Here is an 18,535-nt window from a genome sequence, read left to right as displayed (position 1 = left end):
GGTCCCTTCCCCAACCCGTTACAGGGGAAAGGAAGGGACGAATACCTTTACTTAGTTCGAAACGAACCCTTTACTTAAAAAAACCGTACTTTTTTCTTCAACTGTCCCTTTATTATGTCATTATCATACAATTGGCAATGAACAATGGGCAATTATCAATATATATTGGTAACTGTTGATCGTTAATCAAAACATTGACCGAATAATTTAGGTGGCCATGGCGACGGGGCCCACCCCTTACCATTCCGAACAGGGAAGTTAAGCCCGTCTGCGCCGATGGTACTGCTACACTAAGTGGGAGAGTAGGCCGCCGCCTTTTTCGAGGATCCCGATCATTAATTTGGTCGGGATCCTTTTTTTTTGACCGATTTTAGGGAGCGCCGATGACGCCGTCCTCTTGAAGTCCCTCCACAATTCGTGAAGGGCTTTTTTATGCGATTATGTGGGCTAGAACTGAATGCTCACGCCAAACACCTTGAAAGGATTACTGCAGCTTTATACCTTTTAAATAGATCTATCTACCTATATAAGTATCAAAGCGCTTTTACTCTGCTTATTTTAAGCAAACGGAGTACTTTGAGCCATGTCTTTTCCAACAGAACTTTGTGATGGACCTTAGGTATGGGTAGTATTACTTCGGTAGGGGACTACAACTAGAATATACGTGGAATGTAAATTTGTGTGATGAAATAAGGAGGATAGAAGAAAATTATGGGTAAATAAAGGAAATAAAAAAGCCACCTTTTTTTAAAAGTGGCTTTTTAATGTTATTATATAGTATTAGCTATACTCTTGGTAAATCCCCTGGTCCTTTTAGAGGTAATTCCGATTCACCCATTAAGTAAGTGTCTACATGGTAAGCGGCCTGTCTTCCTTCGGAAATAGCCCAAACAATCAAGGATTGTCCCCTGCGTTGATCACCTGCGACAAATATCCCCGGGATATTACTCATGTAATCTTTTTCAGAAGCCTTGATATTTGTTCTTGGGTCTGCTTCCAGTCCCAATTGTTCGGCAATGGTCATTTCAGAACCTGTAAAACCAAGGGCCAATAGAGCCAGTTCACATTTCCATTCTTTCTCAGTGCCTTCTACTTCTTTTAGTATAGGACGTTTTCCCGGTTCCTTGATCCATTCAACCTCAGTAGTGATCAATCCGGTAAGGTTACCATCCTTATCTCCAACGAATTCTTTGGTTGAAATACTGAAATAACGTTCAGCACCTTCCTTGTGGGAGGAGCTGGTACGTAGGCGCATGGGCCAAAATGGCCATGGTTGCCCTTCAGGACGCTCAGGTGTGCTTTTGGACATGATTTCAAAGTTTGTTACTGATAATGCACCATGTCTGATTGAAGTACCAATACAATCCGAACCTGTATCACCGCCTCCAATAACAATTACATTTTTGTCAGTGGACAATATGTCTTCCCCTTGATACTTTAAACCATCAACCCTGCGGTTATTTTGGCCTAGGAAATCCATAGCTTGTACCACACCTTTAAGGTCTGCACCTTTTATCGGAAGATTTCGTCTTACCGTAGCTCCTCCACATAATACCAAGGCATCATATTCATTCTTTAATTGATCGGCTTTTACATCTACGCCAACGTGAACCCCGCATTGGAAATCAATACCTTCTTCTTTGAGTATTTCCAACCTTCTATCGATCACGCTTTTCTCCATTTTAAAATCTGGAATACCATAACGTAGGAGTCCACCCGGTTTTTCATCCCTTTCGAAAACGGTTACGAGGTGTCCTGCACGGTTTAATTGTTGTGCGGCGGCCAATCCTGAAGGGCCAGAACCTATAACGGCTATCTTTTTTCCTGTTCGTTCCTTAGGCGGTTCAGGTTTGATCCAACCATTCGCAAAAGCGGTTTCGACAATGTTCTTTTCAATATTTTCAATGGTAACAGGGTCTTCATTGATCCCTAGTACACACGCTTCTTCACAAGGAGCAGGACATAATCTTCCTGTAAATTCAGGATAGTTGTTGGTCGCATGTAATATTTTTGCCGCTTTTTCCCATTTGCCACGGTATACGGCATCGTTGAAATCCGGTATAAGATTGCCCAAAGGACAACCGCTATGGCAAAAAGGAATACCACAATCCATACAACGGGCTCCTTGCTCTTTCAGTGTTGATTCTTTCAATGGAATGGTAAACTCCTTATAGTTTTTTACACGTGTTTCCACGGGAGCGTATTCCTCTATTTTTCTATCGAATTCCAAAAATCCTGTGATCTTTCCCATGTTTCGATTTAAATTGTTTGTAATGTTTCTTTTTCTAAACGAATCAATGCCTGTCTGTATTCTTCTGGGAATACCTTAATGAAACTAGGAAGACATTCTTCCCAATGTTCAAGAATACGTTGTGCCAGAGGACTCATTGTACAATTGTAGTGACTTTCGATAAGTTCCTTTAATTGTTTGATATCCTGATCTTCTTCGACAGGTAATAGGTTCAGTGCCTCTTTGTTGCAATTTTTCTCAAAGGTTTTGTTCTTGTCGTAAACATAGGCAATACCACCACTCATTCCAGCGCCGAAATTTCGACCCACTTCACCAAGAATGACGGCAACCCCTCCGGTCATATATTCACAGCCATGATCTCCGATGCCTTCTACAACGGTTTTGGCCCCAGAGTTACGAACACAAAAACGTTCGCCAGCCTTCCCATTGATATAAGCCCGTCCTGCGGTTGCACCATAAAGGGTAACGTTGCCAGTAATGACATTTTCTTCGGGAATGATGGTTGATTTTTCAGGTACCTTTATAACCAATTTGGCACCGGAAAGTCCTTTACCTAAATAATCATTGGTATTGCCATTCACGGTCATGGTAAGGCCGCGTGTTGCAAAAGCCCCGAAACTTTGTCCGGCGGAACCTGTAAAATTGAGTTTTATGGTATTTATCGGTAATCCTTGGGCACCATAAACCTTTGATATTTCATTGCTCATTATGGCTCCAACAGCCCTATCTGTATTCTTTATAGGAAAGTCCAACGATATCTTTTCCTTTCTGAATAATGCCGGTCTGGCTTTTTCCAGGATTTGGAATTCGATGGATTTGTGGACATCGTGCTGTTGCTTTTGAGTATTGTAGAATTTAGTACCCTTGGGAACATCTATTTCATGCAGTATAGGTGTTAAGTCTATTCCGTTGGCCTTATAATGGTCAATAGCCTTTTTGCGATCTAATTTTTGGACTTGACCAACCATTTCATTGACTGTCCTAAATCCGAGTTGTGCCATAATTTCGCGAAGCTCTTGGGCTACGAAATACATGTAATTCACAACATGTTCAGGTTTCCCTTTGAATTTCTTACGTAATTCCGGGTTTTGGGTGGCAATACCCACTGGACAGGTATTTAAATGGCATACACGCATCATTACACAGCCAGAGGCTACCAACGGGGCGGTTGCAAAACCAAACTCCTCAGCACCTAAGAGACATGCAATGGCTACATCGCGTCCTGTTTTCAATTGTCCGTCACATTCTAAAACAATCCTATTTCTAAGGTCGTTTAAAACAAGTGTTTGTTGGGCTTCGGCAATACCTAATTCCCAAGGGAGTCCGGCATGCTTCAATGATGTTAGGGGAGATGCCCCTGTTCCACCATCAAAACCGGAAATAAGAACAACGTCCGCTTTGGCCTTCGAGACCCCTGCGGCGACGGTACCTACTCCTACCTCAGATACCAACTTAACGTTGATACGGGCTTTTCTATTGGCAGATTTAAGATCGAATATCAATTGTGATAAATCTTCAATCGAATAAATATCATGATGCGGTGGTGGGGATATCAACCCAACATATGGGGTTGAATTCCTGGTTTTGGCAATGGCCGGATTCACTTTAGGGCCGGGTAATTGTCCACCTTCACCAGGTTTGGCCCCTTGCGCCATTTTTATTTGTATTTCCTGGGCATTCGTTAAGTAATTCGAAGTAACCCCGAACCTACCTGAGGCAACCTGTTTAATGGCACTATTTCGCCATTCACCGGTTTGGTTCTTATAAAAACGATCGGCATCCTCGCCACCTTCACCGGAATTGCTCTTACCGCCAATACGGTTCATGGCAATGGCCAGGTTTTCGTGCGCTTCCTTACTGATCGATCCATAGGACATGGCTCCAGTCTTAAACCGTTTTACAATATCGGTCCAAGGCTCAACCTCATCCAAGGGAATGGGGTCGAAATTGGAAAATTCAAATAATCCACGAATGGTCATTAAATTTTTGGATTGTTCATTCACCATTGCAGCGAACTCCTTATAGGTGTCCGGTTCGTTGCCTCTAACAGCTTTTTGCAGTTTAGCGACCGATAGGGGGTTGAACATGTGTCTTTCCCCATTCCTTCTCCATCGGTATTCCCCGCCGACCTCCAAATCGAGGTTTGCGGCAATTTCACTTTTGTTATAGGCTTTGTGATGTCTTTTTGCGATTTCCTTTTCTATTTCATAGAGTCCGACACCCTGGATTCGGGTGGGGGTGTTCGGGAAATATTTATTGACCACCTTGGTGTTGATACCAATACACTCGAACAACTGGGATCCACGATATGAATTTAAGGTGGAAATACCAATTTTGTTCATGACCTTGAGTATCCCTTTGCCAATGGCTTTGTTGTAATTTTTTATGGCTTCTTCAGCGGTGAGCTCTGTAATATCATGTTCTTCTATTTGCTCAGCAATAATCTCATTGACCAAATAAGGGTTTATCGCACTGGCACCAAAGCCGAACAAGAGGGCGAAATGATGGACTTCACGAGGTTCTGCGGACTCAATAATTATACTCAGATTCGAACGGTTACCACTCTTTTGAAGGCCACTGTTCACGAAGGAGCATGCCAATAGGGCAGGTATGGGGGCCATTTCCTCATTGGTGTTCCTATCCGATAGTATAATGATGTTCGCGCCATCGTCAATGGCATTGGAAGCTTGTTGTAGTACTGACTCAAGGGCATCTTCCAATCCGTTTAGACCTTTTGTGATCTCGTACAATATAGGAATGGAAACTACCTTATAGTCCGGACTGGCATCATAATTTTTTATTTTATCCAAATCCTCTTTTGAGATAACAGGATTTTGGATCTTAAGTTTTCTACAATGTTTTTCAGTGATTGTAAAAAGATTATGGTCACTTCCCAAAGTAAGGCTGATATCGGTTATCAACTCCTCACGTATCCCGTCTAAGGGTGGGTTCGTGACTTGGGCGAACAATTGCTTAAAGTAATTGTAAATATGCTGTGGACGTTCAGAAAGGACCGCTATAGGCGTATCCGACCCCATTGACCCAATAGGTTCCTTCGCCGTTTTCCCCATAGGGAGGATAAGTGTATTGATATCCTCTAGGGTGTAACCGAAAACAGCCTTGCGTTTTTCCAGGGAGGCTTCCCCTAAAAAGAGAGGGCAATCATTATAAGGGATGTCCTTAAGGTGAACCAGGTTTTCATCCAACCATTTTTTGTAGGGATGCCTTTGGGCAATCTCTTCCTTTATTTCCTCATCATTGATGATCCTGCCTTCTTCCATGTTCACCAAGAACATTTTACCAGGTTCGAGTCTACCGTGAAATTCAACATCCTCAGGTTTTATGTCGATGACCCCGGTTTCAGAAGACATGATGACATTGCCATTTTTGGTTACGGTATACCTTGAAGGGCGTAAACCGTTCCGGTCTAGAAGAGCCCCGATATAGTTACCGTCAGTAAAAGGGATGGAAGCTGGTCCGTCCCAAGGTTCCATACTACAGGAATTGTACTCGTAGAAAGCACGTTTTGCTTCCGACATTTCGCTGTTTTTTTCCCATGCCTCTGGCACTAACATCATCATTACCTCAGGTAGGGAGCGTCCTGTCATTAAAAGTAGTTCCACAACCATATCCATAGTGGCGGAATCGGATTTACCCGGAAGTATGACTGGCAGTATTTTTTTGATATCCTCACCGAACCACTCACTTTCGAGCAATTCTTCCCTTGATTTCATACGTGATACATTACCACGTAAAGTATTTATTTCACCGTTATGGCACATATACCTAAAGGGTTGTGCCAAATCCCATGTCGGGAAGGTGTTGGTAGAAAAACGTTGGTGTACCAAGGAAAGTCTAGTGACCACCCTGGAGTCCATTAAATCCGTATAATAAAGGCTAATGTCTTTCGGCATTAAAAGCCCCTTGAAGATGATTATTTTCGTTGATAGACTAGGTACGTAGAAGAACTGGCTTTCGGATAGTTTTGAATTTAAAATCGCATGCTCGGTTATTTTTCTGGCAATGAACAATTTTAAGTTGAACTGAAAGAAATCCTGTTCGGCATTTTCTTTGGCGATAAAGACCTGTTTTACGAAAGGTTCCGTTTCCATGGCGATGCGGCCAGGAATCGACCGGTTTACAGGTACATCACGCCAGCCAAGTAATCGCAATCCTTGATCCTCGATATTCTTTTCGAATTCCTTGATGCAGAAGGTCCTTTGGTTTTCCTTTTGGGGAAGGAAGATGTTGCCTACGGCATACTCCCCGGCAGATGGTAGTTCAAAGTCGCATACATCGACAAAGAAATCATGGGGGATGTCAATAAGGATTCCGGCCCCATCACCGGTTTTTCCATCAGCACTTACCGCGCCACGATGTTCGAGTTTGTCCAAAATCTCCAAAGCCTTATGGATAATGTCGTTAGACTTTTCTCCTTTAAGACTACATATAAAACCGGCGCCACAATTATCATGTTCAAATTCCGGCAGGTATAACCCTTGTTTAGTCAACTTCATAAATTATGGTATTTACGCAAAAATATTACATTATATGAATTATAATTATCATTGGACCGTTTTGTAACAAAAAAAACCAACGTTTTTAAATATTTGATTTAATATCTTCAATATCGAATTTTTACATGACGTTTATTAAGAATTCCGCAAACAATTATATAAGAATCCACAACTTTGGTTTGGTGAAGTTGTACTTGATGATAATCCAAAAAGAAAAATAACCCCAATAAACAGTCATTTATGCAGTCCTTTACAATCTATATTATGGAGCAATAGATCGTAATAGGGGTGGGGATGGAATTAGTCCTTTGTAATACTCCGCGAAATAACGATTTTCTGTATCTCAGAAGTACCTTCATATATTTGGGTTATTTTGGCATCACGCATTAATCGTTCAACATGATAATCTTTGACAAAGCCATTTCCACCATGGATTTGGACAGCCTCTACCGTGGTGTCCATAGCTACCTGTGAGGCGTATAATTTGGCCATCGCACCTGAAAGATCATAATTGGCACCTGTATCCTTGTCCTTTGCGGCTTTGTAGACCAAAAGTCTTGCTGCCTCAATTTGGGTGTGCATATCGGCCAATTTAAAGGCGATGGCTTGGTGATTAACGATTTCGGTGCCAAAGGCCTTGCGTACCTTGGCATATTTTTTTGCCAATTCGTAGGCACCAGAAGCTATTCCCAAGGCTTGGGCAGCGATGCCGATTCGACCTCCGGCCAGGGTTTTCATGGCGAACTTGAATCCAAATCCGTCCTCACCGATCCTATTTTTCTTAGGGACTTTAACGTCATTGAAGATCAAGGAATGGGTGTCGCTTCCCCTAATACCAAGTTTATTTTCCTTAGGGCCAATTTCAAAACCGGGCATTCCTTTTTCTACGATCAAGGCATTAATTCCCTTATGTCCTTTTTCTTTATCGGTTTGTGCAATCACGATATAAACAGAGGCGGAATTGCCATTCGTAATCCAGTTTTTGGTGCCGTTGATAATATAGTGGTCCCCTTTGTCCAATGCCGTGGTCTTTTGCGAAGTGGCATCACTGCCCGCTTCCGGTTCCGAAAGGCAAAAGGCACCAATGATTTCCCCACTGGCCAACCGTGTTAGATAATTCTGTTTTTGTTCTTCGCTGCCATAGGCTTCAAGACCGTAACATACCAATGAGTTGTTAACGGATACGACCACCGATGATGATGCGTCTATTTTTGATAACTCCTCCATGACCAAGGCGTAGGAAAGGGTGTCTAGGCCACTACCTCCATATTTGGGGTCGACCATCATGCCCAAGAAGCCGAGCTCACCCATTCTTTTGACTTGTTCCGTGGGAAATTTTTGTGCTTCATCACGTTCAATAACCCCTGGTAACAGTTCATTCTGGGCAAATTCACGAGCAGCCTCCTGAATCATTAAGTGCTCTTCAGTAAGAGTGAAATCCATTATGTTGAGTTTAAGTTAGTACTAACAAATATACAGTTATGTTATATAATTCCATATGCTTTGGGAAGATGTTTTAGAAGTGCTAAATATTTAAGTTTAAAAGGAGGAAGCGCCATTATTTAATTTCTGTATTTTATATTTGTTGTAGAAATCCTCAAATTGATTTAATATAAGATTATGAGACAGCACTAACCCCTTTTGGGGAGTACATTTTGGTCAGACAGGAATATGAAAATGAAATCAAGGTCACATAATCGATAAAATCAAATCATGAAGGAACTACTACAGGCATACGAGAATAAACAACCAGAAATCATATTTAATTGGAAAGATCCAGAAACTGAAGCGGAAGGGTGGACGGTAATAAATTCACTAAGAGGCGGTGCTGCCGGTGGTGGTACGCGAATGAGGGAAGGCCTTGATCTCAACGAGGTGCTGTCTTTGGCGAAGACCATGGAAGTTAAATTCACAGTGTCAGGTCCTCCAATTGGCGGTGCAAAATCAGGAATTAATTTCAATCCCCATGACCCTAGGAAAAGGGGGGTCTTGGAACGATGGTACCATGCCGTATCGCCACTATTGAAAAGTTATTATGGTACTGGGGGGGATTTAAATGTTGATGAAACAAAGGAGGTTATTCCCATTACCGAGGACGCAGGGGTATGGCATCCGCAGGAAGGGGTTTTCAACGGTCATTTCAGACCTACGGAAGCCGATAAGATAAATAGGATCGGGCAATTGCGGTTGGGGGTGATAAAACCACTTGAAAACAATCGTTTTTCACCCGATGTTACCCGAAAATATACGGTAGCCGATATGATAACGGGCTATGGTGTGGCAGAGGCTGTACGTCATTATTACGATATTTTTGGAGGTAACGTAATGGGTAAACGGGCGGTTATACAGGGATTTGGTAATGTAGGTGGTGCTGCCGCATTTTATCTGGCCCAGATGGGAGCTAAGATCGTTGGGATTATAGATAGGGCTGGGGGCGTAATCAAGGAGGACGGTTTTTCTTTCGAGGACATAAAGGAATTTTATTTGAATAAACAGGGGAATAATCTGATGGCAAGTGCTGATCAAATGATTCCCTTCGAAGAGATCAATCAAAGGATTTGGGGTCTTCAAACCGAAATATTTGCACCTTGTGCGGCCTCAAGACTTATTACCAAGGACCAGATTTCCAGAATGATCGAAACAGGGCTTGAGGTCATTTCATGTGGGGCCAACGTTCCTTTTGCCGATAAGGAGATATTCTTTGGGCCAATTATGGAATACGCCGATGGCAAGGTAAGTCTGATTCCCGATTTTATTTCCAATTGCGGAATGGCGAGGGTTTTCGCCTATTTTATGGAGAAAAGAGTGGGGATGGATGATGAATTGATATTTAAAGATACTTCCGATACCATTAGAAAAGCAATTTTAAATATCTTTAAACAAAATCAATCAAAACTGAATGTAAGTAAAACCGGATTTGAAATTGCGTTAAGGCAATTAGTTTAATTAATATCATATATATGGAAACCATTATTATTGCAATTTTTTTAGCGGGCTATCTCGCTATTACCCTCGAACACAACCTGAAAATAGATAAGCTGATCCCAGCTTTGGCTATGATGGCCCTGCTCTGGGCCGTAATTGCCTTAGCCCAAATGCCGGTTTTCGAAGTCAATGCGGAACTTAGGGAATTGGAGCCTACCCACATTGATGAGATATTGTTGCATCATTTGGGAAAGACGGCGGAAATATTGTTTTTCTTGCTCGGGGCCATGACCATTGTTGAGATTATAGATTATTTTGATGGTTTTTCTGCAATAAAAAGTTTTATAAAAACGAGAAGTAAGCGAAAATTACTATGGTTGTTTTCCATATTGGCTTTTATTCTTTCTGCAATCATTGATAACCTTACGGCAACTATTGTATTGATTACCATTTTACAGAAAGTAATCAGTGATAGAAATACCCGTTTATGGTTTGCGGGGTTGATCATTATTGCAGCCAATGCAGGTGGGGCTTGGTCGCCTATTGGTGATGTTACCACAACGATGTTATGGATTGCGCATAAGGTAAGTGCCATGCAATTGATAGAGCATGTATTGCTTCCTTCCATTATCTGTATGGTAGTGCCGGTACTATTGGCCAGTAGAAATAAAGCTTTTAAGGGTAATATCGAAGGGGATATGTCTGAGGATGAGGGTCCGAAATCCAAGTTTGGACCTACCATGTTGTATTTAGGATTGTCAGCCATTGTATTTGTTCCGATTTTCAAGACGGTGACCCATTTGCCTCCTTACGTAGGAATGATGCTCTCCTTGGCGGTTGTAGCGACATTTGCTGAATTATACAGTAATGCGAAGTTCAATATTTCCAATGTGGATGGACATGAAAATGCACCTGTTGGTGACCACAGTCCTGTGCATCACTCTTTGTCAAAAATCGAATTGCCCAGTATTTTGTTCTTCTTTGGAATCTTAATGGCCGTTGCGGCAATGGAATCATTGGGTATACTCTTCCATGCAGCGGGTGGTTTGAATACGGCCATACCCAACACGGATATTGTAGTGATGTTGTTCGGTGTTGGATCGGCGGTAATCGATAATGTACCTTTGGTAGCGGCAAGTATGGGAATGTTCTCAGAAGGAATCGATAATCCATTATGGCATTTTATAGCTTATTCGGCCGGTACAGGGGGAAGTATGCTGATCATTGGTTCAGCTGCGGGTGTTGTGGCTATGGGAATGGAGAAAATAGATTTCTTTTGGTACCTTAAGAAAATCGCTTGGTTGGCTTTGCTTGGATTTTTGGCCGGGGCAGCAACTTTTATATTAATGAGAGATTTTGTGTTAAACGCATAATTTAATCATTAAAACACCGTTATTAAGGCAAATTAAAGAAGAGAAATTATATGTCAATGTTACAAGATCTTGCACAAGACCCAACAGCTGGGGAGGTTCTATCCGAGGAAAAGACACTTTCGGTTATAGATTTGATTTTTAGTGGTGGTACGGGCAGTATTGTCATAATTGCAATTTTGTTTGTGTTGTTGTTTGTAGCCCTTTATATTTATTTTGAACGCATTTTCGCTATTAAGGCGGCTTCAAAAATAGATAAGGACTTTATGAACCAGATCAGGGATCATGTGACCAATGGGAAATTGGAGGCTGCAAAATTATTGTGTGCCCAGACCGATTCACCGGTGGCCCGTTTGACCGAAAAAGGGGTCTCGAGAATAGGGAAACCCTTGGATGATATCAACACGGCCATCGAGAATGCCGGTACGTTGGAAGTATATAAATTGGAAAGGAACGTAAGTGTTTTGGCTACTGTAGCCGGGGCAGCTCCCATGATCGGTTTCTTGGGAACCGTTATTGGTATGATTTTGGCATTCCATGAAATGGCAACCAGCGGTGGGCAGGCGGAAATGGGTTCCTTGGCATCGGGTATTTATACAGCGATGACGACCACGGTTGCTGGTTTGATTGTAGGGATTATTGCTTATATCGGATATAATCACTTGGTGAATAGAACAGACAAGGTAATCCATAAAATGGAAGCGAATGCAGTGGAGTTCCTCGATTTATTGAACGAACCACTGTAACAGAGCCATATGAAACTAAAAGGAAGAAATAAAGTAAGTCCGGACTTCAGTATGTCGTCCATGACAGATATTGTTTTCTTGTTGTTGATATTTTTTATGTTAACGGCAAATTCGCCCAATGCGTTGGATTTACTATTGCCAAAGGCGAAAGGAAAATCCACGAATACACAAAATGTTTCCGTCAGTATTAATAAGAACCTGGAGTATTTTGTGAACAACGAGAGAATCAACGGAGAATACATTGAAATTGAATTAAAAAAGGCACTGAAAGGACAGGAGAAACCCACAATAATCCTAAGGGCAGAGGAGAGCGTTGCCATAAAAGAGGCAGTACACGTTATGGATATTGCCAATAGGAACAATTATAAGGTTATCCTGGCCGTGCGACCTAATTAATGTCGTTTTTAGATACGAGACACAAGAAAAAATCATTTACACTCACAACAGCTTTGTTGAGTGCACTTGTACTATTGCTTTTTTATATTGGTCTTACCTATATGGATCCGCCCATCGAGAATGGTATTTCGGTGAACTTTGGCACAATGGATTTTGGTATGGGCGATACCCAACCCAAAGAAAAAATCAGATCGGAACCCTTGGATATTCCCGAACCTCCCAATGTGCAGGAAGAACAAGTACAGGAAGCCGTGCCTGAAGAGGTACAGGAAGAAGTAGTGGAGAAAGAACAGCCGACAGAAAAGGTACTTACCCAAGAAAGCGAGGAATCCATCAAAATCAAACAACAGCAGGAAGCCAAACGTAAGGCAGATGCGGCAGCAAAGAAAGCTAAGGCCGAAGCAGATAGGGTTGCACGTGAAAAGCGGGAAGCCGAAGAACAAAAAAGAAAGGAACAAGAGGCGAAAAAAGCGGAATTGGATAAGCTTATGGGGGGACTCAATAAATCCGATGGTACGGCTTCAGGTAGTGAAGGCGACGATAATCGACCAGGTGACAAGGGGCAACCCGATGGTGACCCCTATGCAACGAGTTATTACGGTAGTCCGGGTTCTGGAAGTGGAACCGGAGGGTACGGCTTAAACGGACGTTCCCTAGTCAGTAAGGGCAAAGTACAGCAAGAATGCAACCAAGAGGGCCGGGTCGTCGTAAAAATAGTGGTAGACCGCACCGGAAAGGTAATCAGTGCAATACCAGGGGTTAAGGGCACAACCAATAATGATCCTTGTTTGTTGGAACCCGCAAAGAAAACTGCATTTAAGCATAAGTGGAATTTGGATTCCAACGCACCCAGCCAACAAGTTGGTTTTGTGGTGGTCAATTTTAAATTAGGGGGATAAGTGACCTATAAAGAAACCTTGGCGTGGATGTTCACCCAACTTCCCGTCTATCAGCAAAAAGGAAAGGTCGCCTATAATGGCAAAATGGATAATATCCAGGCTTTCTCAACCTTTTTAAAGCATCCGGAAACAAAATTCAAGAGTATACATGTGGCAGGTACCAATGGAAAAGGTTCCAGTAGTCATATGTTGGCCTCAATACTTCAAGAAGCAGGGTATAAAGTGGGTTTATACACTTCCCCACATCTAAAGGATTTTAGGGAACGTATAAAAATCAATGGGAAGACCATTCGAAAAAAGGAAGTAGTACGGTTTATTGAAGGGAATAAGGTCTTTTTGGAGGAAAACCGATTATCATTTTTTGAAATGACCGTAGGTATGGCCTTTGATTACTTTGCCCATAAGAAAGTCGATATAGCCGTGGTTGAGGTAGGCCTTGGCGGGCGGTTGGATTCTACCAATATCCTAAACCCCGAAGTGGCATTGATAACCAATATCGGGATGGATCATTTGGATATGCTTGGAGATACCCTTTCGAAAATCGCAAGAGAAAAAGCGGGTATCATCAAAACGGATATCCCAGTCGTGGTTAGTGAATATCAAGATGAAGTCGCAGAAGTCTTTTCGGCTGTTGCTGCATCAAAGCATGCGAAGATCGTTTTTGCGGATCATGTAGAACACAAAACGTACAAGACCTCCTTATTGGGGAATTATCAATTCAGGAATGTGAAGGGAGTACTTTCTGTCTTGGATGAACTAAAGGAGTTTAACGTCAAAAAGAAGCACATCAAACGAGGATTGATGCGAGTGGTGGTGAATACCGGTTTGTTGGGGCGATGGCAGATTCTAGGTAAAAAACCAATGGTTGTGTGCGATACGGCACATAATAAAGAGGGACTAGCTTACGTAACGGAACAGCTGGCGCAGCAAGAGTTCAAGACCTTACATCTGGTTCTTGGCTTTGTAAAGGAGAAAGACCTTGATCGTATATTGCCGCTTTTCCCCAAAAATGCCAAGTATTATTTTTGCCGTCCTAATATAATGCGTGGTTTGGAGGTTGTGACCTTGGTGGGGAAGGCTAGGGAACAAGGATTGGTGGGTGAAGCTTATGATTCTGTAAATAAGGCTTTTAAAGCAGCTAAGAAGAAAGCGGGAAAGAATGATTTTATATTTATTGGGGGTAGTACTTTTACGGTAGCCGAAGTTGTTTGATTTTTTTTGTTTTTTTCTTTTGGGAAAACGAAAACTATTCTATATTTGCACCCCGTTAGGGCTCTTAGCTCAGTTGGTTCAGAGCACCTGCCTTACAAGCAGGGGGTCACTGGTTCGAATCCAGTAGGGCCCACAGTAATAAAGACAAGGCTTCCAAGAAATTGGGAGCCTTTTTTGTTTGTGCTATTTCTACAATTTTTATTCTATAAGGTTGGTCCGATACTGCGTAGGTTGTCCTATGATATGTTGGAAGGATGGTTTCTGGTGATTTGGGGTTGTTGTTCCAGTGCATTCCAAGGGTAACTGGTTCCCCCGACGCTTCGGGGCAGTAGGGCCCACAGTAATAAAAAAGGCTTCCGAGAAATCGGGAGCCTTTTTTTATAGGTACAATTTCTTTCTGCGTATTATATTCAAAAAAGATAGATTCTTACTAGGTAGGTCCATACCAGCGATATGTTGGAAGGACGGTTTCTGGGGATCAAATACAATTTCTGGGTATTTGGATATTTATGCAAATAATTGAGTTAATCTAAATAAGAAGAATTCTGTATTTCTAACGCCTCTGAACTGGGCCCTAAAAACTTTTATTTTTGTATTGAAGGTTACAGGATGCTATAGTGAACTGGGATCTTATTGGGTATCCTTTGTAAAATTATGACCGTGTAACAAACTATCCTGTTCATTGTCATTGATTAATTTAGAAAGGCGGTCATCCAAGATATTAATATGGTTCATGACTTCCTCAAAAGGAATTTTTTCGTCCGTATTCCACACTCTTTCCATATATACGGGCAATCGTTTTCTGAGGCTTGGTATTTCTACTTTTTCCGATTGTTCCCACGAACACATTTGGGCGCCGATCACCAAAGGGGATTTTTCTATTTGTATAGGATTATAGGAAGGGGCCTTATCGTACCAATTGTCCCATTTCCACATATTCCATGAATATATCGTTTTTGGTTCCCATTTCTTTTCATTGACCACATAAAGTGGTTTCCAAGAATTATTGACTACTGTATATCCATCTTTGATCAGTTCGTTTGGCAAGTAACGATTGGTTTCGAATTCAAAAACAATGATATCCTTGGGAATCTTTATTTTACAATTCGGCCTAAAACCTTCCCAAACACACATTTGTTTATGGTGTTTTTTCACAATTCCGTTCATCCTTACCAAGAAGTGCCTATATAATTCATGCACATCATTGTCTATATGATGTGCCTTTATATAATTTTGGACAAAGGGGTCTTCACTAACTTTATCAAAAATAGCTTCGTCCCCACCAATATGGAAATAGGGGCTAGCCTTGAATATGGATGAGATTTCCCCAATTATAAAATCCAAGGCTTCATATGCATCCTCTTTTCCCATGTTTATTATCCAAGGATTTGTCATGGTATCTTTGATAGCGAATATTTCAGGATATTTTCTTACGAACTGACTTGAATGGCCCGGTATATCGATCTCAGGAATGATAGTTATTCCCCGTAATTGTGAATATGCCTCGAGTTCCTTTAGCTGCTCAAAAGTATAATGTCTGTTAGGGGTTGATAGATTTTTATACTTGGTGGACGGTAATGTATAGGATTGATAGTCAGTGAAATGCAGCTGTAAATAATTGATTTTGTAATATGCGGCCAAATCAATTAATTTCTTGATCGTATGGATTTCATGCCATTGTCTGGCCAAATCGACCAATAATCCCCTATAGGAAGCATTGGGGTTATCTTTAATCGTAACTAAGGGAAACATCAGTTTTCCTTCCTCCTTACCTGCCAGCTGCAGCAAAGTTGATTTAGCTTTTGCCAAAGCCTTGTAATTTCCTCCGATTACATTGATCGAATTACCTATTTCAATGGAATATTCTTCGCCAATCATTGAAGCATCAATTTGAAAAAGAATATCCGCCTCATCGTTGTTGGTGTCGGTAGTGCCAAGTTCAATGTTCGTGATTTTGTTTATTTCCGATATGAATAGGTCCAATAAAGGATAAACATCGGATTGGGGAGAATACAATTTGCTTTGGCCGGATAACAAGAGCACTTCGCTACCCTTGTCGATCATTTTAGGTTGTGGAATAATATTCGTATCGAAATCCTTTTTTTTAAGTGACGTAGTTTGGTCGCAGGAAATAAAAAAAAGCATAAAGATCGTTATTGATAGTATCCTCATAATTAATTTTTTAGGTTATAAAGGGTCATTCAAAAAAATGGTTGGGTGTTTTTTATTTCTTTTGATTTTTGTTGCTTACTTCAGATAAAAAATTGCTGATCTTCGCAAACAAACCAAGCTTATCGGGTTGCCCGTTAAAATCAACCATATCAGGTCAGCCTAATAATCCCAAGGTCCCGGATTTTCTTTTACAAGAATTAGTACCGCCTCAAAATCGCTGAACACAAACTTATCTACAATCTATTTAGCGTATCCACTAGGAATATGGTGCAAATCCACTACTTGGTTATTTGCTCTGTGACGTTGCTACACGTTGTTCAATATCCGTAACAAATTTTAAAATCGTATCACTTGAAATCAAATAGTTATCAGCTCCGTATTTTTTATGCATTTGAAGGGCCATCCCCTTCAATTCTTCAAGACAATTCGATAATGAAACCAAGTTTTGACTTGTAGGTTGATCCCGGTTGATAATATATCGTAGATAGGCTTCAATATGGGGCAAGCTCACCTTCACAAAATCTTCCATAATCAAAAGCTCCCCTTTAATCTTTTGATACTCTTCCTTTGAAAGTGATTTTTTTATCGATGCAACATCTGCAATCGATTTTTGACACATAGCCAAAGCCTGTTTGCGATCGGCAATCGCCATTTTGATTATTTCCTCTGTAGGATTGTAAACAAACGCCTCGATTAACGCATTGTTCTTGATATCATCAGGATTCCAATTGATCATTGATTTACCTGTATGTAACACTTGGCCCGTCATATAATCAAGGGAAGCGATTTTACTATGCTCCTGCACCCAAATCCCCTTAAAATAATAGACCAAGTTACCAATATCATTGGTCCGTTTCAGGACCTTTATCATTGTAGGCGCCGCCACCTCACCAAATTTCCCTTTTGCCCAGTCGCTCCATACTTCCTCCACATCGATATAGGGGTCTTTGGCAAAGCGTGCAAGCGCATACAAATTTATCTCGTTATAATTATTGAACAGCGTCTGGTCGTCTTCCCAATAGGTACGCATGGCTAATGTTTGAATACTTTTATTGTGCTCAATGGCATGTTGAACCCTGGTTTGTATCTCTTCAGGGAAACAATACGGTACGAGGGACCTTCCCCAATACTCCCCAACACCATCAAATAATAGGGAAGCTTTGGTTTGCGTCTGGATCATGATATTGTTTGGCCCTTTGTACGGATCCCAATCCCCTGGTTGGGACTTATGCACCATTAAAAAGGATTCATTTCTTCGTTCAAGTTCTTTCAAAGACTCCAACAATAATTTTTCCTGATATGGATAATGGCTAAAAGTCAAAATAGAGAAATCCTTTTTTGCACGGTTGGCACCCCTAATAACGGCGGCCATGAATTCGGTTAAATAATCCGCTAGGGAATAATATTGATTCTCGCCTTTATGCCAAGTAATGGGTTTTTGCCATTTTATACCCGGAAAATAATTAAGGTCATCCAAAATCGGGGTTTCCCAAAGAAAATAATCAGTAGCATCTACTTGGGGGAACGATTTGAAAAGCGCATAGGTCCTTTCCTCGTAAAATTTCCAAAGCAGGCCATTTTCCAAATATTTTGCCTCCGGATAAAGGTTGAAAAAACTGTTTTTGTCCTTGCTATAGTAATCCATTCCCGGCAAACTGGGTTCACCACCACTTAAAGTAATTCGGATTCCGTGGTCTTTAAACCATTTCAATCCCTTTTTATATTTGGCCAACTCTTCAGGATTGCCTTGCTGTTTTATTTTAGGAAAACCCTTTATATCGAGGTATTTATAGGTAATCGCATTGCCCCCCCCATAAATCCGTACTTCATCCACATCATATTCAAGGATCTTCTTTTTGGTCATTTCAAAGTTCCCTTCCAATGTTGGATCCATGAGCAACCCTAGTCTAAACCCTACGGCAAGATTGTATTGTTTGTCCTTTTCGGTTTGGCCGGTTACAGGAAGTACAAGTGCCAAAAGAAGTATCGTAAATAGTGTTCTATAATTCATTTTCCCTAGATTGATTTTAAGATTTCAAATACGTAG

11 protein-coding genes, 1 tRNA gene and 1 rRNA gene are annotated in these 18,535 nt (G+C 41.3%); 8 read left to right on the top strand and 5 right to left on the bottom strand.

Going from position 1 to position 18,535, the window contains the following annotated elements:
* The first annotated feature begins 207 nt into the window (after positions 1-207).
* Positions 208-319, top strand: a 5S ribosomal RNA gene (rrf, locus tag LX92_RS16140).
* Between the two features lie 465 nt (positions 320-784).
* On the opposite strand, the gene LX92_RS16135 is transcribed toward rrf, so the two are convergent.
* From LX92_RS16135 to LX92_RS16125, 3 genes are all read right to left on the bottom strand, one after another.
* Positions 785-2,251, bottom strand: a complete 1,467-nt coding sequence (locus LX92_RS16135; RefSeq protein ID WP_109652874.1) for a glutamate synthase subunit beta — start codon at positions 2,249-2,251, stop codon at positions 785-787.
* Positions 2,252-2,259: 8 nt separating this feature from the next.
* Positions 2,260-6,768: a glutamate synthase large subunit gene (gene gltB, locus LX92_RS16130; protein WP_109652872.1), complete on the bottom strand. Its 4,509-nt coding sequence runs from the start codon at positions 6,766-6,768 to the stop codon at positions 2,260-2,262.
* Positions 6,769-7,068: 300 nt separating this feature from the next.
* Entirely contained in the window at positions 7,069-8,211 is a 1,143-nt protein-coding gene (locus LX92_RS16125) for an acyl-CoA dehydrogenase family protein (RefSeq protein ID WP_109652870.1), read from the bottom strand.
* Positions 8,212-8,481: 270 nt separating this feature from the next.
* On the opposite strand from LX92_RS16125, the gene LX92_RS16120 reads away from it, so the two are divergent.
* The 7 genes from LX92_RS16120 (at position 8,482) to LX92_RS16090 (ending at position 14,449) form a co-directional block, all read left to right on the top strand.
* Positions 8,482-9,714: a Glu/Leu/Phe/Val dehydrogenase dimerization domain-containing protein gene (locus LX92_RS16120; protein ID WP_109652868.1), complete on the top strand. Its 1,233-nt coding sequence runs from the start codon at positions 8,482-8,484 to the stop codon at positions 9,712-9,714.
* A gap of 14 nt (positions 9,715-9,728) precedes the next feature.
* A complete protein-coding gene (gene nhaD, locus LX92_RS16115; protein WP_109652866.1) occupies positions 9,729-11,066 on the top strand; it encodes a sodium:proton antiporter NhaD in 1,338 nt (445 codons plus the stop codon).
* Between the two features lie 50 nt (positions 11,067-11,116).
* A complete protein-coding gene (locus tag LX92_RS16110) occupies positions 11,117-11,809 on the top strand; it encodes a MotA/TolQ/ExbB proton channel family protein (RefSeq protein WP_109652864.1) in 693 nt (230 codons plus the stop codon).
* Positions 11,810-11,818: 9 nt separating this feature from the next.
* Positions 11,819-12,205, top strand: coding sequence for an ExbD/TolR family protein (locus LX92_RS16105; protein ID WP_109652862.1), 387 nt, complete (start codon positions 11,819-11,821; stop codon positions 12,203-12,205).
* Positions 12,205-13,104, top strand: coding sequence for an energy transducer TonB (locus LX92_RS16100; RefSeq protein WP_109652860.1), 900 nt, complete (start codon positions 12,205-12,207; stop codon positions 13,102-13,104). The genes LX92_RS16105 and LX92_RS16100 overlap by 1 nt, the downstream gene beginning before the upstream one ends.
* Positions 13,105-14,316, top strand: a complete 1,212-nt coding sequence (locus LX92_RS16095) for a bifunctional folylpolyglutamate synthase/dihydrofolate synthase (RefSeq protein WP_109652858.1) — start codon at positions 13,105-13,107, stop codon at positions 14,314-14,316.
* 58 nt (positions 14,317-14,374) lie between these two features.
* Positions 14,375-14,449, top strand: a tRNA-Val gene (locus LX92_RS16090).
* A 497-nt stretch (positions 14,450-14,946) separates the two neighbouring features.
* On the opposite strand, the gene LX92_RS16070 is transcribed toward LX92_RS16090, so the two are convergent.
* Both LX92_RS16070 and LX92_RS16065 read right to left on the bottom strand, forming a co-directional pair.
* Positions 14,947-16,488, bottom strand: a complete 1,542-nt coding sequence (locus tag LX92_RS16070; RefSeq protein ID WP_109652852.1) for a family 20 glycosylhydrolase — start codon at positions 16,486-16,488, stop codon at positions 14,947-14,949.
* A gap of 286 nt (positions 16,489-16,774) precedes the next feature.
* Positions 16,775-18,499: a hypothetical protein gene (locus tag LX92_RS16065; RefSeq protein ID WP_109652849.1), complete on the bottom strand. Its 1,725-nt coding sequence runs from the start codon at positions 18,497-18,499 to the stop codon at positions 16,775-16,777.
* Positions 18,500-18,535 lie beyond the last annotated feature (36 nt).

Source organism: Maribacter polysiphoniae (assembly GCF_003148665.1).
Classification (GTDB): Bacteria; Bacteroidota; Bacteroidia; order Flavobacteriales; family Flavobacteriaceae; genus Maribacter_A; species Maribacter_A polysiphoniae.
The sequence above is the reverse complement of the archived record's forward strand: the minus strand, read 5'-3'. Positions and strand labels throughout refer to the sequence as shown.